The following is a 20,307-nucleotide window of genomic DNA, read 5'->3' on the forward strand; positions in this document are numbered from 1 at the left end:
GGCCCCGGGTCTTCGTTGGCGACCCGGGGTCCGAGTATTAAATGGGCCACCAGGGGCCGTTGAAGAAGCTGGTCAGCCACCCCTGTTCCTGGGTGTTGGCCAGATCGCCGGTGCCACCGTAATGGATGCGCGCGTTGGCGACCCGCTGGGACGAGACGCTGTTCTCCGAGCTCACGTCCTCCGGGCGCACCAGTCCGGTGATGCGGATATATTCGTTGCCGTTGTTGAGCATGATCCACTTCTCGCCACGGACCAGCAGGTTGCCGTTCGGCAATACCTTGACCACGCTGACCGAGATGTTGCCCTGCAGACTGTTGCTCTGATCCGCCTTGGCCTGACCCTTGAACGCACTGCTCTGGCCGATGGAGGCGGACAGATCATAGGGGCTCGCCGTCACCGGCACCCCGCCCAGGGTGACGGGTTCCAGCTCCATCTTGTTGTCCTTGCCGCTCTGGGTGTTGGCCTTCTTCGACGCCGAGGTCGACTCCGCCAGCTCGATGGTGATGATGTCGCCCACCCGATGGGCCTTGATGTCCGAGTAGATGCCGTTGACCTGCTCGGGCTGGAAGATGGCCCCGGTCGGGCGCACCGACACCGGCTCCGACTCGCCATACACGGGGGCGAACTCGGGGTCGTCGGGCCTGGCGGTATTGGGGGTGCTGCTGCAGCCTGCCAACATCAGCAGGCCCAGCATCCAGATGGCTTTCATCATGCGTCTCCGCTTAGGTGGCTGGATTAGGTGCGCTGGGTCAGGAAGGACATCATCGAGTCAACTGCCGAGATGACCTTGGAGTTCATCTCATAGACCCGCTGGGCCTGGATCAGGTTTACCAGCTCTTCGGTCACGTTGACGTTGGAAGTCTCCAACATCCCCTGCTTGATGACTCCGAGCCCGTCCGCACCGGCCGTCCCCTGGATGGGGGCGCCGCTGGACTGGGTCTCGACGAAGAGGTTCTCCCCCATGGGTTGCAGGCCGGTGGGGTTGACGAAGTCGGTGGTGTTGATCTGGCCCACCACCTGGGATTGACCATCCCCCTTGAGCTGTACCGACACCTGACCATCCTCCCCCACCGTCACGCTCTGGGCATTCTCGGGGATCTGGATCTCCGGCTGCAGCGGGTAGCCGTTGCCCGGGGTGACGATGGTGCCCTCGTCATTGAGGGTGAACTGGCCGTTGCGGGTGTAGGCCGCGCTGCCGTCCGGCAGCTGGATTTCGAAGTAACCACGGCCGCTTATCATCAGATCCAGGGAGTTGTCCGTGGTCTGGACGTTGCCCTGACTGTGGTTTTTCTGGGTGGCAACCACCTTGGCCCCCGCCCCCAGCATCAGACCGGAGGGCAGTTCGGTGTCTGCCGAGGAGCGGCCACCGGGCTGGTTGACGTTTTGATAGAGCAGATCCTCAAAGATGGCGCGAGCCTTCTTGTAGCCCACGGTGCTGGCGTTCGCCAGGTTGTTCGAGGTGACCGATATGTTGGTCTGCTGGGCATCGAGGCCGGTCTTGCTGATCCAGAGTGCAGGATTCATGGGGTACTCCTTGATTAGCTGATACGCAGCAGCTGGGTTTGTGCCTCGTCGTTCTCCTCGGCGGTCTTCATGATCTTGACCTGAGTTTCAAACTGACGTTGCAAGCGAATAAGGTTGGTCATCTCGTCGACCACGTTGACGTTGCTCCCCTCGAGGGAACCGGCGATCAGACCCACGTCGGCAGACGCGGCCTCCGCCTGGCCATCCTTGCGACGAAACAGGCCATCCTGGCCCTTCTCCACCGCATCGCTCGGCGGATTGACCAGCTTGATGCGCTGGAAATCCTCCGGCAGGTTGGCGGCGGCGCCCTCGGGACGGCCGCTGATGGTGCCATCCCGGTTGATCTCGATCTTCTCCATGGGCAATGGCAGCACGATGGGCTGACCGGCGTCATCCACCACATTGAGCCCGGTCGAGGTCTGCAGATTGCCGGTGGCATTGAGCTGCAGGTTGCCCATACGGGTATAGGCCTCGGCACCGTTGGGATCCTGCACCGCAATCCAGCCCGAACCGTCAACGGCGACGTCAAGATCCCGGCCCGTGGTCTGCAGCAGGCCGTGCTGCAGGTTCTGACCCGGTCGCTCCGTCATGGCAAACACCCGCGTGGGCAGTCCTTCGCCAAACGCCTGCATGCTGCGCGCCTGCTCGAAATCAGACTTGAAGCCGATGGTGTTGGCATTGGCCAGGTTGTTGCCACGCACAGCCAGGCTGTTCATGTTCTCCTTGGCCCCGGACATGGCGATATAAAGCAGGTGATCCATGGGATCCTCCGTCAAACAGATGACTCTCGCAGGACAACTGCAAATTGAGTGCCAAGAGATATGGGAAGGGCGAAGCAGAGGAGGAAAAAACGCCGCATCGGAAACGACAAGGGGCGCATGAGCGCCCCTTGTCACCGCGAAAAACCTTAGCGGATCTGCAGTATGTTCTGCTGCAGCGAGCTGTTCACTTCCAGCGAACGGGAGTTGGCCTGGAAGTTGCGCTGGGCGGTGATGAGGTCCACCAGCTCTGTAGTCAGGTCCACGTTGGACTGCTCCAGCGCCGACGACTTGATGGAACCGAAGGTGCCGGAGTTCGGGGTGCCTGGCAGGGCATCACCGGAGAGCAGGGACTGGCGCCAGGAGGTGTCCCCCACCTGGGTCAGCCCCTGGGAGTTGGCGAACTTGGCCATGGCCACCATGGCCACCTTGACGGTGGTGGCGTTGCTGTAAGTGGCGGAGACTATGCCGTCCGCGGTGATCTCCACTTTGGTCAGCCGGCCGACAGTGGAGCCATCCTGGGTCAATTTGCTGACTTCAAACGGCGAGGCGTACTGGGTCACTGTACCGAGTTTTAATTCAAACTGCTGAGTCCCATCGGCGCCGTTGCTTATGATGCCGGCACCGGGTTCCCCAGTGCCCGGTGTGCCCGCAGCAGGTGAACCTAATACAACCGTCTTGATCACCGCAGGATCGGTCGGTGTGACCATCTTGCCGGAGGCATCGAAGGTCATACGCGCACTCTTGGGCGCCTGGCTGACGCCGGTGGCCATGGTGGTGTCCACACCACCCGCCACGTCGATGGGCTTGTCCCCCTCATACATATACATGCGCCAGGCGGTCGGTACGACTGGCTTGGTCAGATCGGCGGGATCCGCCTCCTTGACAAAGTACTGGGTGATGGTGTGCGGCTCCCCAAGGGAGTCGTAGACCACCACCGAGGTGGAGGAGGCGTAGGTACTCGAATCCTTGGGATCGAATTGGGAGGCATTGACATCCATCAGCGTTTTCGTGCTGGAAGGCAGGTTGAAGCCAGCCTCGACCGTCGTGGTCTGTACCGGCTCGCCGGCCTTGTCCGGGATCTGGATGGGCTTGGTGGCATTGATGCTCACCGCCTTGGGGGTGCCATCGGCATTGATCTCGTATCCCTGCAGGTAGCCGCCGGAGTTGCTGACCATGTAGCTGCTTTCGTTGAGTTTGAAGGCGCCGGAGCGGGTGTAGCTGCGATCCAGGTTGGTCAGGCCATCGGAGGTCACGAAGAAGCCGTTGCCCTGAATGGCGAGATCCAGCGCATTGTTGGTAAATTGCAGCGCCCCCTGGTGGAACTGCTGCGCCACCGCCCCCGTCGCCACCCCGTTGCCGACCTGGGTCTTGGCATTGACGAAGATGGAGTTGGCGTAGACATCGGCGAACTCGGCGCGGGACTCCTTGAAGCCGGTGGTATTGACGTTGGCAATGTTGTTCGCGGTGACGTTCAGGTCTTTCTGAGCCGCATTGATGCCGCTGAGGGCATTGTTGAATGACATGTCTTTCTCCTTAGATCACTGCGTTAGAGGTCGAAGCCGGGGTCGTGGCCGACTTGCCGGACGTCCCGCCAATTTCCAATACATCGGTCAGATAGATGCCACCCAGTCCCTTGAGCTTGAGGGTACTGGGGTTGGTGCTGGTGCCCAGGGTGACACTCTCCACCTTGGCATAGGTCAGCGCCGGCACGCTCTCGGACTTGCCATCCACGGTGGCGTGCGCTTCTATCGAATACTTGCCGCTCTTGGCGGCATTGCCCGATTTGTCCAGGCCATCCCACTCGAAGGCCACGTTTCCCTTATGGTCCCCTTCGAGGGAGAACTCCTTGATCACCTGGCCGCTCTCGTCCTTCACCGTCACCTTGACGTTGCTGCCACCGTCACCGGTGGCGATGACGCCGGAGAGAGTGCCGCCCTTCTCCACATACCCCGTGTTGGAGGGGATGAGCACGTTCTGGCCCACCAGGGCCGACGCCTGCAGCGCCTGGCTGGAGGTCATCAGGCTGTTGAGGCTCTCCATCTGGGTGGAGAGGCTGCTGATCCCCTGAGAGGTCGACATGGATGTCATCTGGGACAGCATCTGGGCGTTGTCCACCGGCTTGAACGGATCCTGATAGGAGAGCTGCATGGTCAGCAGCTTCAGGAAGGACTCCTGATCCAGCTCCTTCTTCTGGGTCGTGGTGTTGGTCGTATTGGTCTGGGCGGCCGTCGTCCGGTTGACGCCAAGCAGGCTGTCATAGGTATCTGCCACTTATGATTCCCCCTCTGTCCGGGTTTGCGGCACGCCGTACGGGTCGACCTCATGGCCGCAGTCATGCAGGCCGTCACAAGTCTCAGTCATCTGGGTTCACCTCTATCAGGACTTGCCGAGGCCAAGCGTCTGCTGCAGCATTTTCTTTGCCGCATCAGCAACCTGGACGTTGGTCTGGTAACTGCGGGAGGCGGCGATCATGTCCGCCATCTCCTCCACCATGTTGACGTTGGGCTTGAAGATGAAGCCATCCTTGTCCGCCATGGGGTGGTTCGGGTTGTACTCCTTGAGCAGGGGCGCATCGCTCTCGACGATGCCCTTCACATCCACCCCTACCGAGGCCTGCTTGTCGGACATGGCCTGATCCAGCTGGGCGGCAAAGACTGGCCGCCTGGCATGGTAAGTTTTTTCCACGCTGGAGCTGACGCTGTCGGCGTTGGCCATGTTGCTGGCCACCGTGTTGAGGCGGACGGACTGCGCGCTCATGGCAGAGCCTGCAATGTCAAAGACCTTGAACAAACTCATTACTGATCTCCTTTCAACGCCTTGAGCAGGCCGCTTATCTTGCCATTCATGAATTCGAGGGAGGCCTGGTACTCGAGGCTGTTGCGCAGGAACTCGCTGCGCTCCTGTTGCACATCCACGGTATTGCCGTCACCGGTATCCGGTTGCAGGGGGTTGCGATACTGGGTCGACCCGGGGGCATCCATCTGCAAGGCGAAATGCTTCTCGCTGGTGGTGGACAGCCCGAACCCTTGCTGGCTCTGGGCATCCTGCAACGCTTGGGAGAAGTTGATGTCACGGGCCTTGAAGCCCGGCGTGTCCGCGTTGGCGATGTTGCTCGATAACACCTCCGCACGCTTGGCACGAACGCTCAGCGTGTACTGGTGAACACCGAATGCCTTGTCGAATGAAATTGCCATAGCGCACCTCCTGCTTCACGAATGTTTAGCAAGAGGTGTGCCAAAGAGGGACGAGGGGGGAGTTATTTGACCTTGTAGACGATGCCGGGGTTGCAGCGGATCATCTCGAACTTGTCGGTGAGGCCCGCCAGGGACTCCGAGGCCCCCAGCATCAGATAGCCGCCAGGATTGAGGCTGCTGGCAAACTGGTTGAGGATCTTGGACTTCACCTCTGGCGCAAAGTAGATAAGCACGTTGCGGCAGAAGATGATGTCAAACTTGCCGAGCAGGCTGTAGCTCTCCAGCAGGTTCAGGGGCCGGAAGCTGGTCAATTTTCTGACACGCTCCGATACCCGCATCTTGTTGTCGCCGCAGGGCTCAAAAAACAGCCGCTTGCGCTCGGGAGACAGGCCGCGGGCCAGTGCCAGGCTGTCATACACCCCTTCCTTGCACTGGTTGAGCATGGTGCTGGAGATATCGGTCCCCACTATCTGCACCCCGCCCGGCAAGGTGCCGGGGCGTTTGACCTGCTGCTCCAGCGCCGTCATGGCGATGGAGTAAGGCTCCTGCCCGGAGGAGGAAGCCGCAGACCAGATCTTGATGGGACGACCACTCTTGCCGAGCTCGGGGAAAATCTTGTCGCTCAGCAGCTGGAACGGGTAGGTATCGCGAAACCACAGGGTTTCATTGGTGGTCATGGCATCGACCACAGCCATCTTGAGCTCCCGTTCACGCACGTTCATCGCCCGGGTCACCAGTTCAGACAGACTCTCGATACCAAACTGAGTCATCAAGGGCGACAGACGGCTCTTGACCAGATACTGTTTGTTGTCACCCAGCACTATGCCGCTCTGCTGCGCCAGAAAATTGCTGAATTGCCTGTATAAGTCGTCCGAAAGTGTCTTCATGCAGTTGTTCTTCTTTATTAGAGAGCGCCTTGTACGGCCTTGGCCAATTCATCAGGCTGGAATTTGGCAATGAAGTTGTTCGCACCAACTTTCTGCACCATGGCCTGATTGAACACCCCACTGAGGGATGTGTGCAGGATAACATGCAAATCCTTGAGGTTGGGATTGTTGCGGATCTCGGCGGTGAAGGTGTAGCCATCCATCTCCGGCATCTCGATGTCGGAGATGACCAGGGCAATCTGATCGAGGATGGGGCCCTGCTTGGCCATCTCCAGCAGCATGTTGAGGGCCTCCCGTCCATCCTTGGCCAGCACGCATTGCACCCCGATGGCTTCCAGCGCTCGCTGTACCTGCTTGCGTGCCACCGAGGAGTCGTCGGCTACCAGCACAGGACGGCCGTGGGGATTGCGCTCCACGCTGGCTTCCACCAGCTCGGCACTCACCTCGGTGGAGACCGGCGAGATCTCGTTGAGAATACGCTCCACATCCAGGATCTCCACCAGCTCGCCATCCACCTCGGTCACTGCCGTCATGTAGTTGATGCGACCGGCTCCCTTGGGAGGGGGCAGGATGGACTCCCAGTTCATGTTGATGATGCGCTCGACCGAATTGACCAGAAATCCCTGAACGGATCTGTTGTACTCGGAGATGATGATGAAGCACTTGGAGATGTCCTGGATGGGGCGCTTGCCCATCGCCATGCTGAGATCGATCACCGAGATGGTCTGGCCGCGAATGTGCGCCACGCCGCGAATGCAGGAGTTGAGCTTGGGCATGACGGTCAAGGGAGGGCACTGCAGCACCTCACGTACCTTGAATACGTTGATGCCAAATCTTTGACGTCCGTTGAGACGAAACAGCAGCAGCTCCAACCGGTTTTGTCCCACCAGCTGGGTCCGTTGGTTGACCGAGTCCAGAATACTCGCCATAAACACTCCCTAAAAAACGCTTGGCACTGATCGTGCATGTTGTGTGTGCATGCACATTGGCTTGCATCAGACTATCGATGTCTCGACAACCGAAATCTGCAGCAAGCATAGTTAACTGCGATGGTGTACGTGAACAACTTATCGACCGGTAAGCAAAAATGATTAATAGACTTTTCCTCATCTTACTGCCGTTTTGCAGCCTCTCTCACGCCATGGCATCCGAGGTCACCGACTATCTGCAGGAGCAGGCACAGGCGTTCGTTCTCGACCAGCTGGATGTTCCTCTCGATGCCCAGGCCGAGGTGAAAGCCGGCACCATAGATGAACGCCTCCCCCTGCACCACTGCGAAGAGGGGCTGACTATCTCCCTCCCGGCCAAGATGGAGATCCGCCGCAACACCACCGTCTACCTCAAGTGCGAGGGAGACAAACCCTGGGATCTCTATCTTCCGGTGCGGGTCAGCATTCAGAAGCCCTATGTCACCGTCGCGGCTCCCGTGGCCAAGGGGGACATACTGAGCGAGTCCATGCTGACCCTGGCCTATCAGGATCAGACCCTGATCCGTGGTGACTATCTCACCGACCCGAGCGCCCTCATCGGGGTGCGCAGCAAGCGTGAACTCAAGCCGGGCCAGCCAATTCGGCTCACCCAGGTCTGCGTGGTCTGCAAGGGGGACCAGGTCACCCTGAGTGCGGAAAACAGCAGCATGCAGATCAAAACCATGGCCCGCGCCTTGCAAGATGGCAGCTTCGGAGACATGATCAGGCTCGTCAACATTCGTTCGGGCAGAGCGGTGCAAGGCCAGGTCAGTGCCGTTGGCTCCGTGGTAGTCACATTCTGACTGCTTTATTAATGCAGCAATTTTTTTCTAAAGTTCTGACCGCCGTCACCGATAACCGGGTAAGCGAACAGCAAAGCAGACGAAGGTAAACCGTATGGCTATCAACAATATCAACAACTTGGCAAACAGCCGGTTGCAAAACAACGGGACCAGTCAAGGTGTAGCCGCCAAGTCCGCGACCTCTGCCGAGAGCAATCGCGCGGCGACCGTCAAGACCGACTCTGTCTCCTTGACCAGTGAGGCGCAGCAATTGCAACAGATGCAGAAGACCCTCAACACCGCCTCCACCGGTAATGAGAGCCGCGTCGAAAGCCTGAAGAAGGCCGTGGCCAGTGGGGAATACAAGGTCAACAGCGAAGCCGTGGCCAGGAAGATGTTCAGCTTCGAAGCAGACCTGGACAAACGGCTGGGATGATGGAACTGCCTTCGCTGCTGCACGCCCAAGACGACAACCTCTCCCAGATGCAAGGTTTGCTGGCAGAGGAGTTTGACCTGCTCAAGGCACACCGGGCTCTGGCCTTGCCGGCGCTGGCCGAGCGCAAGCAGCAACTGCTTGAGGCCATCGAGACCCTGGACAAGACATTGGCCGAGCTGCCCGATCTGCAGCAACAACTCGGTGCCTTCCCGACCCAGTTGCAGGCCCTGCAAGCCAAGCTGGAAGCTTGTCAGGAGCAGAACAACCTCAACGGTCGGCTGCTCGAACTCAGCATCATCTCCAATCGTCGGCTGGCGAGCTTCCTCAGCAAGCTGCGTGACAGCAACTCCCTGACCTATGACGCCAAGGGCAATACCCGCTCGGGCACCCGCTCCCTGGGGATCAAGGCCTAATTCTCTCTCCTCCCTGCTCTTGATGCCCTGCCGTCAGAGCACCAGTTCCATCAGTGTCGTCCCGTCGCGGCAGGCGTGAATGCTCATGACGCCATCCTCATATCGGCCATAGCTGGCTGCCCATTCTCCCCTCGGAAAACAGATGGATCCCGGGTTCACCAGCACCAGTTCCCCTTCTTGCCGCGCGTCTCGTCGCAATATGGGCAGGTGGGTATGGCCGCTGATGAAGAGGCTGCCCGCCGGCAAGGGCACCGCCTCGGGATCATAGAGATGACCGTGGCTGACGAACCAGCGCCGCCCGTCCACCAGCAACTGGTTATAGGGGGCCGTGATGGGGAAGTGCAGCAGCATCTGATCCACCTCCGAATCGCAGTTGCCCCGTACCGCCATGATCCGGGGGGCCAGCAGGTTGAGCCGCGCCGCCACGGCGGCAGGCTCATACCCCGCCGGCACCGGATTGCGCGGGCCGTGGTTGAGCAGATCCCCCAGCAACAGATAGTGATCCGGCTGCCAGAGGGCAAGCTGTGCCAGCACCTGCTCCAGGGCAGGCAGGCTGCCGTGCAGATCGGAAATGATGGCTATCTTCATCGCGCACTCCTCATGGCTGGCTGAAGTAGAGATCCTTGGTGGCGATGGCCCCCTTCAGGTTGCTGCTCGGCAGGCCGCGCAGGGCGGGGTCCACCAACCTCATCTGGTTGTAGTGATAGACGGGGATGACGGGCATCTCTTCCATCAGCAGTTGCTCGGCCTTGCGGTAGAGTCCGGTTCGTGCGCTGCCATCCAGCGTGTCCGCGGCCTGTTGCAACAGGCCGTCGAAGGCCGGATTGCAATAGCCACTCTCGTTCTGGGGATCCTGACAGCGGAAACTGCCCAGCATGGACGAGGGCTCCACGTAATCACCAAACAAGAATGAGCGGGCCAGCATGAAATCACCGCTGTCCTTGGCCACCTGATAGGCATTCCACTCCATGTTGTTGAGGGTGATCTCCACTCCCAGCGGCTTCCACATGGCCGCGACCGCCAGGGCCAGCTTCTTGTGGTTCTCCGAGGTGTTGTAGGTCAGCGTCAACTTGAGCGGGTGGGCACTGTTGTAGCCCGCCTCCGTCAGCAAGGCGGCGGCCCTGGCCAGACGGGTCGGCATATCCTCCAGGGCCAGCGCCGACCCCAGCTCTTGATAGTCCGGCATGCCGGGCAGCAGCGACCAGGCTGGCCGCTCCCCCTGACCACTCACCTTCTCGGTCAACAGGCGGCGATCGACGGCCATGGAGAGCGCCTGTCGCACCCGCACATCCTGCAATTCGGGGCGGCGCAGGTTGAAGGTATAGAGGTAGGTACCCAGCAGCGGCAGGCCCCAGATCCGCTCCGGGGTCTCCGCCATGGTCTTCTGGTAGTATTCCAGCGCCACCCTGTTGGTGAGCTGGATCTCCCCCGCCTCGTAGCGCAGCCGCTCCGCATGCTGGGAAGCGAGGGGCAGATAGGTCACCCGCTGGATCCGGGTATGGGCATCATCCCAGTACTGGACGTTGCGCTCGGCTTCGATCCGCTCGTTCGGCACCCAGTTCACCAACCTGTAGGGACCGTTGCTCACCATCTTGCCAGGCTGGGTCCACTGCTTGCCAAACTGGACGATGGCCCGCTCGTTGACCGGCACGAAGGGGCGCTGGCTGATGAGTTGCAGGAAGTAGGGCACGGGCCGCTCCAGGATCACCTTGAGGATCTGGTCGCTCTCGGCCTCCACCCCCAGGGCATCGAGATCGAGTGCACCGGCATAGATGGACTGGGCGTTGTTGATGCCGGTCGCGAGCAAGAGGCCGGCGGAGGGCGAGGCTTGCTCCGGGCTCAGCAGACGCCGCCAGGCGTAGACAAAATCCCGGGCGGTGAGCGGCTCGCCATTGGACCACTTGAGCTGCGGGCGCAGGAAAAAGCGCCACACCAGACCATCCTCACTGGTCTCCCAGCGCAGAGCCTGAGCCGGCACTATCCTGCCCTGCCCATCCTCGCTCACCAACCCCTCGAACAAGTCCACCAGCACCACCTCCCCCGGGAAACCGGAGCGGATCTGGGCAGGGTCGAGGGACTCGGGTTCGGCGCCGTTACCCTTGACCAGGGTCTGCCTGTCTGACAGTGCAGGCTGCTGCACCACTGTGGTCGCCTGCAACGGCGGCGCCAGCATCAGTCCGAGCAACAAGGAAGAGAGCCAGCGACGGGCTGGCCGGGCGGCGAAACGGTAAAGCATGACATCAACCTCGTTCAATTCACTTTATTTCAAGAAGGGGGAAGGCCGGCGGCGCGCCTGGAAACGAATGCATGATGCCGCGCTTGTTATCCCCGAAGACGCCCCGTATTGTATCGGGCCTGCCCGGCAGATGGAGTCTTTCGGGCTATTTTTTCAGGTTTTTTTTCCCAACTATCAGCCACGGGTGCACAAGACAGCCTGAGGGCTCCTCGACTCGCCTCGCATGAAGGCCTGTCAGGCTGACATGGCGCTCGATACTGGCATCAGCCCGGCTGATTTTTACCGTTTCAGGGGTCTTTATGGGGTATGAGTGGCTGGCGCTGGCTGCCGCCAGTTTATGGGCAGTCGCAGCCCTGATTTCCGTCAAGCCGGCGCGCCATCTGGGGGCCTTTGCCTACAGCCGCTGGCGGATGTTTCTGGTCAGCCTGATGCTGGCCAGCGCCAGCCTGGTCACAGGGGGCTGGCAGACCCTCACCGAGAGCGCCCTGCCACTGCTGGCCCTGTCGGGGCTCATCGGCATCTTCGTCGGTGACACCGCCCTGTTCGCCAGCATGAACCGGCTTGGCCCCAGGCGCAGTGGCTTGCTGTTCTCCTGCCATGCGCTCTTCTCCGCCCTGCTCGGGCTCTGGCTGTTCGGCGAACAACTCGGTGGCTGGCGTCTGGTGGGGGCCTTGCTGGTGCTGGCCGGGGTCATGCTTGCCATCCTGTTCGGCCGCCGTGGCAACCCGCAGCAGGCCCAACAGCACAACGAGTGGGAGCAGGTGCGCGGCCACCTCGCCGTCGGCATCGCACTCGGCCTGACCGCGGCCCTGTGTCAGAGCCTGGGGGCCATCATCGCCAAACCGGTGATGATGGCTGGCAATGTGGACGCGGTGAGCGCCTCCGGCATCCGCATGGGGAGCGCCCTGCTGGCGCACTGTGCCCTGCGGGTGCTGCGGGTGCCGCTCGCCATGCCGCACAACCCCATCAACCGCCAGGTGCTCGGCATGATAGGCATCAACGGTTTCCTGGCGATGGCGCTCGGAATGACGCTCATCCTGGTTGCCCTGCGCCAGGGGGACGTGGGCATGGTGGCCATCCTCTCCTCCACTACCCCGGTCATACTGCTGCCCCTGCTGTGGTGGCACTCAGGGATGCGCCCTGCCCTGCCCGCCTGGGCCGGTGCCCTGCTGGCCACCCTGGGCACGGCCATGGTGTTGGGAGCGGGGTAAGTCGGGGGTTGATGTTGGGCTTAGCTTAGCTTCGCGCCAACCTACGCCCAATCCTCAGGATCGTCCGAACAGGCTTCGCTATTCAAACCTACAAAATTCAATTGGTTCTGTAGGTTCGATTAGCCGCGTCGCGGCGTAATCGGACGCGGTAACATCATTGCGAACATTCGCCGTCGGATGGCGTGATTAAAACTGGGCCACTTCCTCGGCCGTCAGCTCTCGGTATTCCCCCGGTGCCAGCTCGTCGTCCAGGCCGAGCGCCCCGATCCGCTCCCGATGCAGCCCTATCACCTTGTTGCCGATGGCGGCAAACATCCGCTTCACCTGGTGGTACTTGCCCTCGTGAATGGTCAGCCTGGCCTCGCACTCCCCCAGGATCTCCAGCTGGGCGGGGCGGGTCTTGTCGGTCTCGTTGCGCAGGTAGACGCCATCTTCAAACAGCGAGATGGCCTCTTCGCTCACGGGGTCGGCCAGCCAGACGTGATAGGTCTTGGCACACTCGTGGCGCGGCGAGGTGATACGGTGGGACCACTTGCCATCGTCGGTGATCAGCACCAGGCCTGTGGTGTCGAGATCGAGCCGGCCCACCACGTGCAGCTTGCCCATGGCGGGCTCATCCAGCAGGTGGAAGACGGTGGCGTGATCGGGGTCCTCGTTGGAGCAGACATAGCCTTCCGGCTTGTGCAGCATGAAGTAGCGATTCTGCTGATTCAGGGTCAAGGTCACGCCATCAAACTCGATCAGGCTCTGCTCATTGATGTGGAAGGCGGGCTGCTTGACCAGGATACCGTCCACCATCACCTCCCCCTGACGGATCAGCTTGCCCGCCTGGGAACGGGTCAAATCGGAGCAATCGCAAAGAAATTTATCGAGCCGCATGCACAAAACCTCGGAATCCAACGTTATCAAGGGGCGTCATTATATAGGCCGGTCCCCACAACGCCAGCACTAAGGGAGAAGATAGACAGATGGCGCCTGACGCCATGATGTGCCAGTGATAGACTGCCGACAGAGCGCCGACACCACGCATAATAATAATCCCAGGAAGCTACCATGAAGCCGACTCAGCCTCATCCCGTCATCCCCGTCAACCAGTTGCAACCTGGCATGTACGTGCTAGCCATCGCCAGCCAGACCGGCGCCATGGAGATAGCCCAGACGGGGCTGGTGACCAACCGTCAGCAGGTGGATGCGCTGATCCGGCGCGGCGTGCTGACGGTGAGAGTGGATCTCGCTCGCAGCAAGCTACCCGGGATAGAGCAGGTCGTCTCCCCAAGTCCGGCCCACGCCGCCGGCTCGGCGCGTCCCGCAGGCAGTGGCGAAGGGCGCGAGCTCAAGATCCGCCGTCTCTATCAGGAGGCGCGCGAGCTGCAGGGCAAGTTCATTCGCCACCTCAAGGCCGGGGAGCCCATCGACATCACTCCGCTGGCGGCGGTCGCCGAGGAGATGGTGGACACCATGTTCACCCATGGCGACGCCATGCTCTGTCTGGCGCGGATCCGGGCCAAGGATGCCTACCTGATGGAACACTCCATGAACGTGGCCATACTGCTCGCCAACTTCGGCCGCTATCTCGGGCTTGAGCGCAACGTGCTCAAGGAGCTGACCCTGGGCGGCCTGCTCCACGACGTGGGCAAGATCATGACCCCGGACGAGGTGCTCAACAAGCCGGGCAAACTGACCGACGAGGAGTTTGGTGTGATGCGCCAGCACGTGGTGCACAGCTACGACATCCTCAGCAATACCGCCGGCATCACCCCCACCATGCTGGAGGTGGCCGCCAACCACCACGAGCGCCTCGATGGCACCGGCTATCCCCAGCGGCTCAAGGGGGATCAGCTCTCCCTCTATACCCGCATGAGCGGCATCGTCGATGTCTACGATGCGGTGACGGCAGACAGGGTCTACAAGCAGGGGATGCAGCCGACCCAGGCGTTTCGCGTTCTGCTCAAAGGCATCAATCAGCACTTTGATGCCGAGCTGGTCACCAAGTTCATCAAGTGCATGGGGGTCTATCCGGTGGGCACCCTGGTGCAGCTCTCCAACCAGCGGCTGGCGGTCGTGATGCAGCGCAACGAACAGCAGCCACTCAAGCCGGTGGTCAAGGTGATCTATCACGCCACCCAGCGCCACTACCTCGAGGTGCAGTGGCTGGATCTCGCCAGAAACGGGGGGCAGGAGAGCATAGAGAGCACGGTCGATCCCAAGGAGTTTGGCATCAACCTGGCCAACTTCGTCTAGCGAGCCTGGGACTCAGGTGCCTGCTCGCGGCAATAGCGGAGGAGGAACTCCTCATCAAGCGGGGAGAGATCGAAGCGGACGCAGGCCTCTTCGATGGCCCGGATGTCGTGTTCATGGTGTTCGCTGAGCCAGCGTACGGCGCGGCGCAGATCCTCACCATGGGGCAGCAGGGTATGGTCGCTCATGGTACACCTCCAGTCAGCCATAGAAACCCGCCCGTCACATCGGGCGCTCTCCTACTAGCTTAGTCCTCCCCCGACATGCCGCCCTCTCCTCCCGAACACCCGGCGCGATCGCACGCCACCCCGCATGCGGCTTGACGCCGACCACCCCATCGAGGGTATGCTCGTTCCCTTCCGGCGCCATCTCATGGCTCTGCTTCTCACACAAGGACGCTGTATGCAAGCCAAGGACAAGTGTCTGGCCGCCCTGGTCATTCTCTGCTGGGGACTCAACTTCGTGGCGATCAAATGGGGGCTGGAGGGCATACCGCCGCTGCTGCTGGGAGCGCTGCGCTTCGTCGGCGTTGTCTTCCCCGCCATCTTGCTGGTGCCCAGGCCCGCCATGCCCTGGCGCTGGCTGCTGGCCTATGGCGGTGCCATCAGCCTGGGGCAGTTTGCCTTCCTGTTCTGCGCCATGAAGTTCGGCATGCCGGCGGGCATGGCCTCCCTGGTGCTGCAATCCCAGGTGGTGTTCACCCTGCTGTTCGCCATGATCTGGCTGGGGGAACGCTGGCAGCCCCACCACTGGGTGGCGCTGCCGCTGGCGGGGGCCGGCCTCTATCTCATCGCCACCAACGGCGAGGGCAACCTGACCCTGCTCGGCTTCGTGCTGACCCTGTGCGCCGCCGCCTGCTGGGGCCTTGGCAACGTCATCAATCGCCAGATTGGGCTGCGCTATCAGACTTCATTACCCAGCCTCATCGCCTGGGGCGGCCTGGTGCCCATACTGCCCTTCTTCGCGCTCTCCTGGCTGTTCGAGGGGCCCGATGTCATTGCCACCAGCCTGCTCAACTTCAGCTGGCAGGGGCTCTTGTGCGTGCTCTATCTGTCCCTAGTCGCCACCTGGCTTGGCTACGGCCTCTGGGGGCGGCTGCTGATGCGCTATCCGGTGGCCCAGGTGGCGCCACTCTCCCTGCTGGTGCCCTGCGTCGGCATGGTGGCGGCCGCCCTGCTGCTCGATGAGCACCCCACCACCCTGCAGTGGCTGGGCTCGGGCCTGGTGCTGCTCGGCTTCGTGGTTCATCTGCTGGGCGGAAAAATGAGGCTGTTCAAGGCACAAGCCGAACATTGACCTCGATGGGGAAACTTCCCATGATGGATCAGGCCCTCACGGGCCTCACAGCTTGACCCCGGCAGGACGCCAACCATCAGGAGAGCAAGGACATGCTGCACAGTTCACCCTCGGTCATCCCCACTTTGCCGCGTGTCATGCGGGTCGCGGCCATGATGCTCCCCCTCTGCTGGAGCGCCTTCGGCTGGAGCGCCACCCTGCCGGCGGATCTCAAGTGGGAGAGCAACGACACAGACCCCGTCTATGCCGATCCACAGGCCAAACGGGGCGGCACCTTCCGTGACTTCATGTCGAGCTTCCCGCTCACCTTGCGCAAGTACGGGCCCGACTCCAACGGCAGCTTCGCCGGTTACGTCCGTGAAACCAATCTGCCCCTGCTCGCCACCCATCCGGTGACCGGCAATCCCATGCCCATGCTGGCAAGCGCCTGGGCCTTCGGCGCCGATCACAAGACCCTCTATTTTCGCCTCAATCCCAAGGCGCGCTGGTCGGACGGCCAGCCCGTCACCGCCGATGACTGGCTCTTTACCCTCAAGATGATGCGCAGCAAGGAGATAAGCGATCCCTGGTACAACAACTACTACAGCACCCAGATAAGCGAGGTGACCAGGTTCGACGATCACACCCTCGCCATCACCAGCGGCACCGAGAAGAGCCGGGAGGATTTGCTGGAATCCCTGCCGTTCAGCCCGGAGCCGAGCCATGCCATCCAGCTCACGGCCAACTGGGTCAAGGAGTACAACTGGAAGGTGCTGCCGGTCACCGGCGCCTACCAGATTGGCGAGCTGAAGAAGGGCAAGTCGGTCACCTTCAACCGGGTCAAGGATTGGTGGGGTGACGGGGAGCGCTACTTCCAGCACCGCTTCAACCCGGACCGGATAGAGATCAAGGTGCTCAGGGATCAGAACATCGCCTGGCAGCACTTCCTGCGTGGCGATCTCGACAGCTTCCCGCTGGTGATGCCCAACTGGTGGCACGACAAGAGCAAGACAGCCGAATTCGAGAAGGGCTATATCGAACGGCTCTGGTTCTACAACCAGACCCCGCAGTCCCCCATGGGGCTTTACCTCAACACAGCAGACCCGCTGCTCAAGGATCTCAATGTGCGGCTCGGCATCCAGTACGCCCTCGCCCTCGACAAGATGATCGCCACCCTGCTGCGGGGAGACTACCAGCGCCTCAACAGCTACGGCTCGGGCCAGGGGGCCTTTACCAACACCGACATCAAGGCACGCCCCTTCGATCCCAGGCTCGCTCGGGACTACTTCGCCAAGACGGGCTTCACCAAGACGGGGCCGGATGGCATCTTGCAAAACGACAGGGGCCAGCCCCTCTCCCTCAGCATCACCTACACCACGGCCGAGCATGCCCAGCGCCTGACCCTGCTGCGGGAAGAGGCGAAGAAGGCGGGCCTCAATCTGGAGCTGAACCTGATGGATGCCTCCGCCGGCTTCAAATCCATGCTGGAGAAGAAGCATCAGAGCGCCTGGATGGCCTGGAGCAGTGGCCGTTACCCCGTCTACTGGGAGCACTTCCACAAGGTCAACGCCAACAAGCCCCAGACCAACAACATCATGAACCTCGATGACGACGCCATCTCGGCCCTGGTGGAGCAATACGACAAGGCCTTCGACTTCGGCAAGAAGGCCGAGCTCTCACGGCAGATCCAGCAGCGGCTCTATGAGCTGGCCAGCTTCGTCCCCGCCTATCAGGTCCCCTATACCCGGGCAGGCGCCTGGCGCTGGATAAAACTGCCCAAGATTCCGGCAACCCCCCAGAGCGATCTGCTCTACTGGCCCCTGGATGGCGCCAACTCGGGCTACAGCTTCGGCGGCCTGCTCTGGATTGACGAGGAGCTGAAAGCGGAGACCAAAGCCGCCATCAAGCAGGGCAAGACCTTCCCTCCCGTCACCCTGATCGACACTCGCTATCAAAAGCCCTGAGCCCTCTTCACGCTCTGGCTCGACACAAACAAAAGACCCCGCACTGTGGCGGGGTCTTTTTTGTGGCAGCAGCGCCTGGGCGGGACTTAGCCGCGCTTGGCCTGCTTTTGCGCGATGGCGTCGGCTACGTCGGCCGGATCCAGCACTATGCCTTCCTGCTCCGGGGTCGGGAACACGGCCACGCAGAGTTCGTCCTGCTCCATGCCGTCGACCCAGCGATCCAGCCACACCTTGAGAGTGATGGACTGCGGCTTGCAATCTGCCCACTCGCCTTCGGCCCAGGCCTTGGCGTATTCCGGATGCGGCCAGACCGGGATGCAGTCTTCGTCTTCGGTGGTCAGCATCATGACGCCGTGCTCGTCGGTCAGAACAAACAGCTCTTCGTGCTCGACCAGCTTGCTGATGAAGTGATCAAAGCGGTAGTCGGCGTTCAGTTGCAGCGCGGCATTGCGCTCGGTGTCGCTAAGTTCATAGCTCATTGGTCAAGTCTCTCATTCAATAAAGGGCGACATGTTCACATCTTGCTGGCGCCTTGTCCAGCAAGAGTGCTCAGTCGCTCCTGTTTCGGTTATCTCAGCCCAGCGCCGGGGTCACCAGGGTGATCTCCGCCGTCTCGCAGAAACGCTGGCGCAGCCAGTAGGCGGACTCCACCTCCACGAAGCAGAGCTGATCCCGACCGGCCCAAGCCCCTGCCATGATCTGCTCGAAGCGTCTCTGCTGCTGCTGCTCCCAGGCGACCGCCAGCTTGGAGCCATGGGCTTCATCCACCACCCCACGGCGCAGCTCGAACAGGTTATCGGTGATCGGGCTGTTGATCTTGCCAGGGCTGTGCCAGTACATCAGCAGGTTGTCCAGCATCTCTTCGTCGTAACTCGCCAGCGCGTCCAGCTCGGGAGTCTCACCCTGGCCGCCAGCCCCGAAATCGCACCATCCCGCCGCCAGAGGAGCCAGACTTTGCGCCTCGCGCCCCTTGGCATGCTGGCGCAGGGCGGTGACATCCGCCCCCTTGATGGATGGCAGCCAGAGATCCCCCTGATACTCATCGAGCAAGGGGAGCAACAAGGACGGTGCATAAACAGGAAAGCGGGGACCTAGGGTGTGCAGCAGAGATACCAGAGTGACAGTGATCATGAGACGCGCCTTGAGCTGGAAGACCTGGGTTCGTACCTGGCCAGGAGGACAAAAGAGAGACTATTCTACCATGTTTGCCGGCACGCGGACTCTGCTCGTCCAACCAGCCGGGGCATGACGCTTCCGGCCAAAAAAGCAGCGTTCGGGCAAAGCCGGCCCAGACAAAGCCCAATACTTTGAGCCAGCGCCCACTAAAGTCAAACCGGGAATGCTAGTTTGCATACATCTTTAGCGTAAGGAGTGCATCCATGAGTGGGATCGACCAGGTTTCTGACGATTTTGTGAATGAGCTGAAAATACTGGCATGCTTTGATCCGGCAAACATGAGTCTGGGGATCAAGTTACGCAGCGACATGTCTGAAGAGTTGTGCCTAGCGGCACAGCGTCTGCATCAACAAGGCATGATCAGTGCCGTCGATGGTGGCTATCTGACCCCCTTCGGCATGACCATGCTGGAGCATCTTCAACACCTGCTGGTGGCGCTCAAGCCGAATTGAGTTCCTGCGGCGCCCAGAGCGAGAAGTTGAGCAATTCCCAGCGCTTTCCCTGCCGCAGCAAACAAGCAAACAACAAAGGACCTTCGGGTCCTTTTACCTTGCCATCGATCAGCCACTCCCCCGCCCGCTTCGGGACAGGCTGCACCTTGATCTCCTCGGGCTGCTCAGCCTGGCCCAAACGGACTTGCACGAATTGCTGGCACACTGTCACGGCCTCGCTGGCCGCGGGATCCGGCACGGTGGTATTGGCAAGCGCCACTGTCAGCAAGAGTGATGGGAGCATGATGATGGTCATTGGCAAACGTGGTTTATGAATATGCCATAAAACAAAAAGCCGTGGCACCAGAGGTACCACGGCTTTCTTAAATTCTGTAAGAATTACAGAGCAGTTACGTTCTCAGCCTGCGGGCCTTTCTGACCTTGGGTCACGGAGAACTGTACGCGCTGACCTTCAGCCAGGGTACGGAAACCGTTACCGCTGATAGCGCTGAAGTGAACGAAAACGTCCGGGCCGTTTTCTTGCTGGATGAAGCCAAAACCTTTGGTTTCGTTGAAAAACTTAACGGTACCGGTGATCATGTTAGACATATCTTTAACCTGTATTCAAAATAATTACTTATGCTTTTCAGCGGATAAAGCTCAAAAACGGGATTAACTTATGAACAACAGGAAAAGATGCAAAACATCATATTCATTGACATAACTAACGCCCTTTCAAGCTGGTTTAGATTATACGTGCCTTTGTCGATTACGCAACCAAATTTGCACCCCGCCGGGGGCAGGGTGCAAT

Annotated in this window: 25 protein-coding genes; 8 read left to right on the top strand and 17 right to left on the bottom strand. The window is 60.7% G+C overall.

Going from position 1 to position 20,307, the window contains the following annotated elements; translation table 11 throughout:
- Nucleotides 1-37: 37 nt before the first annotated feature.
- From flgH to PG898_RS08790, 9 genes are all read right to left on the bottom strand, one after another.
- A complete protein-coding gene (gene flgH, locus PG898_RS08750; RefSeq protein WP_041206052.1) occupies nt 38-709 on the bottom strand; it encodes a flagellar basal body L-ring protein FlgH in 672 nt (223 codons plus the stop codon).
- A 26-nt stretch (nt 710-735) separates the two neighbouring features.
- Nucleotides 736-1,524: a flagellar basal-body rod protein FlgG gene (flgG, locus tag PG898_RS08755; protein ID WP_005329779.1), complete on the bottom strand. Its 789-nt coding sequence runs from the start codon at nt 1,522-1,524 to the stop codon at nt 736-738.
- A gap of 14 nt (nt 1,525-1,538) precedes the next feature.
- Nucleotides 1,539-2,285, bottom strand: coding sequence for a flagellar basal-body rod protein FlgF (flgF, locus tag PG898_RS08760; RefSeq protein WP_005329778.1), 747 nt, complete (start codon nt 2,283-2,285; stop codon nt 1,539-1,541).
- 146 nt (nt 2,286-2,431) lie between these two features.
- Nucleotides 2,432-3,808, bottom strand: a complete 1,377-nt coding sequence (flgE, locus tag PG898_RS08765; protein ID WP_005329777.1) for a flagellar hook protein FlgE — start codon at nt 3,806-3,808, stop codon at nt 2,432-2,434.
- 10 nt (nt 3,809-3,818) lie between these two features.
- A complete protein-coding gene (locus PG898_RS08770; RefSeq protein WP_005329776.1) occupies nt 3,819-4,556 on the bottom strand; it encodes a flagellar hook assembly protein FlgD in 738 nt (245 codons plus the stop codon).
- A gap of 105 nt (nt 4,557-4,661) precedes the next feature.
- Nucleotides 4,662-5,081 (bottom strand): flagellar basal body rod protein FlgC, encoded by a 420-nt coding sequence (gene flgC / locus PG898_RS08775; RefSeq protein WP_005329775.1) that lies wholly within the window; start codon nt 5,079-5,081, stop codon nt 4,662-4,664.
- Nucleotides 5,081-5,479, bottom strand: coding sequence for a flagellar basal body rod protein FlgB (flgB, locus tag PG898_RS08780; protein ID WP_005329774.1), 399 nt, complete (start codon nt 5,477-5,479; stop codon nt 5,081-5,083). Before flgB ends, flgC begins: the two co-directional genes overlap by 1 nt.
- A 62-nt stretch (nt 5,480-5,541) precedes the next feature.
- Nucleotides 5,542-6,366, bottom strand: a complete 825-nt coding sequence (locus PG898_RS08785; protein WP_005329773.1) for a CheR family methyltransferase — start codon at nt 6,364-6,366, stop codon at nt 5,542-5,544.
- A gap of 17 nt (nt 6,367-6,383) precedes the next feature.
- Nucleotides 6,384-7,295 carry a chemotaxis protein CheV gene (locus tag PG898_RS08790; RefSeq protein WP_270823764.1) on the bottom strand — a complete coding sequence of 304 codons (912 nt, stop codon included), beginning with the start codon at nt 7,293-7,295 and terminating at the stop codon, nt 6,384-6,386.
- 236 nt (nt 7,296-7,531) lie between these two features.
- Between PG898_RS08790 and flgA the strand changes: the two genes are divergently transcribed.
- The 3 genes from flgA (at nt 7,532) to PG898_RS08805 (ending at nt 8,965) form a co-directional block, all read left to right on the top strand.
- Nucleotides 7,532-8,137: a flagellar basal body P-ring formation chaperone FlgA gene (flgA, locus tag PG898_RS08795; RefSeq protein WP_041207010.1), complete on the top strand. Its 606-nt coding sequence runs from the start codon at nt 7,532-7,534 to the stop codon at nt 8,135-8,137.
- A gap of 94 nt (nt 8,138-8,231) precedes the next feature.
- Nucleotides 8,232-8,552 (top strand): flagellar biosynthesis anti-sigma factor FlgM, encoded by a 321-nt coding sequence (gene flgM, locus PG898_RS08800; RefSeq protein WP_005329758.1) that lies wholly within the window; start codon nt 8,232-8,234, stop codon nt 8,550-8,552.
- Entirely contained in the window at nt 8,549-8,965 is a 417-nt protein-coding gene (locus PG898_RS08805; protein ID WP_005329757.1) for a flagella synthesis protein FlgN, read from the top strand. Before flgM ends, PG898_RS08805 begins: the two co-directional genes overlap by 4 nt.
- 33 nt (nt 8,966-8,998) lie before the next feature.
- Here the strand turns inward: PG898_RS08805 and yfcE are convergent, their stop codons facing one another.
- Both yfcE and PG898_RS08815 read right to left on the bottom strand, forming a co-directional pair.
- On the bottom strand, nt 8,999-9,553 hold the full coding sequence (gene yfcE, locus PG898_RS08810; protein ID WP_005329754.1) for a phosphodiesterase: 555 nt from the start codon (nt 9,551-9,553) through the stop codon (nt 8,999-9,001).
- Between the two features lie 10 nt (nt 9,554-9,563).
- A complete protein-coding gene (locus PG898_RS08815) occupies nt 9,564-11,201 on the bottom strand; it encodes a peptide ABC transporter substrate-binding protein (protein ID WP_041207011.1) in 1,638 nt (545 codons plus the stop codon).
- Nucleotides 11,202-11,500: 299 nt separating this feature from the next.
- Here PG898_RS08815 and PG898_RS08820 point away from each other — a divergent pair, with 299 nt between their 5' ends.
- Nucleotides 11,501-12,412, top strand: a complete 912-nt coding sequence (locus PG898_RS08820; protein WP_270823762.1) for a DMT family transporter — start codon at nt 11,501-11,503, stop codon at nt 12,410-12,412.
- 186 nt (nt 12,413-12,598) lie between these two features.
- On the opposite strand, the gene rsuA is transcribed toward PG898_RS08820, so the two are convergent.
- Nucleotides 12,599-13,291, bottom strand: coding sequence for a 16S rRNA pseudouridine(516) synthase RsuA (gene rsuA / locus PG898_RS08825; protein WP_041206053.1), 693 nt, complete (start codon nt 13,289-13,291; stop codon nt 12,599-12,601).
- Nucleotides 13,292-13,465: 174 nt separating this feature from the next.
- Here rsuA and PG898_RS08830 point away from each other — a divergent pair, with 174 nt between their 5' ends.
- A complete protein-coding gene (locus PG898_RS08830) occupies nt 13,466-14,653 on the top strand; it encodes an HD-GYP domain-containing protein (protein ID WP_270823761.1) in 1,188 nt (395 codons plus the stop codon).
- Here the strand turns inward: PG898_RS08830 and PG898_RS08835 are convergent.
- Nucleotides 14,650-14,838, bottom strand: a complete 189-nt coding sequence (locus tag PG898_RS08835; RefSeq protein WP_005331455.1) for a hypothetical protein — start codon at nt 14,836-14,838, stop codon at nt 14,650-14,652. The two genes, PG898_RS08830 and PG898_RS08835, sit on opposite strands and share 4 nt — an antisense overlap.
- A gap of 214 nt (nt 14,839-15,052) precedes the next feature.
- On the opposite strand from PG898_RS08835, the gene PG898_RS08840 reads away from it, so the two are divergent.
- Both PG898_RS08840 and PG898_RS08845 read left to right on the top strand, forming a co-directional pair.
- Complete coding sequence (locus PG898_RS08840; RefSeq protein WP_005331452.1) at nt 15,053-15,946, top strand: EamA family transporter; 894 nt, start codon at nt 15,053-15,055, stop codon at nt 15,944-15,946.
- A gap of 137 nt (nt 15,947-16,083) precedes the next feature.
- Complete coding sequence (locus tag PG898_RS08845) at nt 16,084-17,889, top strand: extracellular solute-binding protein (RefSeq protein ID WP_420885094.1); 1,806 nt, start codon at nt 16,084-16,086, stop codon at nt 17,887-17,889.
- Between the two features lie 86 nt (nt 17,890-17,975).
- Here the strand turns inward: PG898_RS08845 and PG898_RS08850 are convergent, their stop codons facing one another.
- Together PG898_RS08850 and PG898_RS08855 are read right to left on the bottom strand one after the other, a co-directional pair.
- The gene (locus tag PG898_RS08850) at nt 17,976-18,368 is read right to left on the bottom strand and encodes a DUF2750 domain-containing protein (RefSeq protein ID WP_005331447.1); all 393 of its coding nucleotides are present in this window, start codon (nt 18,366-18,368) and stop codon (nt 17,976-17,978) included.
- 94 nt (nt 18,369-18,462) lie between these two features.
- Nucleotides 18,463-19,020, bottom strand: coding sequence for a hypothetical protein (locus tag PG898_RS08855; RefSeq protein WP_270823759.1), 558 nt, complete (start codon nt 19,018-19,020; stop codon nt 18,463-18,465).
- Between the two features lie 248 nt (nt 19,021-19,268).
- Here PG898_RS08855 and PG898_RS08860 point away from each other — a divergent pair, with 248 nt between their 5' ends.
- Nucleotides 19,269-19,517, top strand: coding sequence for a TIGR02647 family protein (locus PG898_RS08860; protein WP_025327553.1), 249 nt, complete (start codon nt 19,269-19,271; stop codon nt 19,515-19,517).
- Here the strand turns inward: PG898_RS08860 and PG898_RS08865 are convergent.
- Together PG898_RS08865 and PG898_RS08870 are read right to left on the bottom strand one after the other, a co-directional pair.
- Nucleotides 19,504-19,800: a hypothetical protein gene (locus tag PG898_RS08865; protein ID WP_270823837.1), complete on the bottom strand. Its 297-nt coding sequence runs from the start codon at nt 19,798-19,800 to the stop codon at nt 19,504-19,506. The genes PG898_RS08860 and PG898_RS08865 overlap by 14 nt on opposite strands.
- A gap of 95 nt (nt 19,801-19,895) precedes the next feature.
- Nucleotides 19,896-20,105, bottom strand: a complete 210-nt coding sequence (locus PG898_RS08870; protein ID WP_005331438.1) for a cold-shock protein — start codon at nt 20,103-20,105, stop codon at nt 19,896-19,898.
- Nucleotides 20,106-20,307: the final 202 nt, after the last annotated feature.

This window comes from Aeromonas sp. QDB31, assembly GCF_027707605.1.
Taxonomy (GTDB): domain Bacteria; phylum Pseudomonadota; class Gammaproteobacteria; order Enterobacterales; family Aeromonadaceae; genus Aeromonas; species Aeromonas media.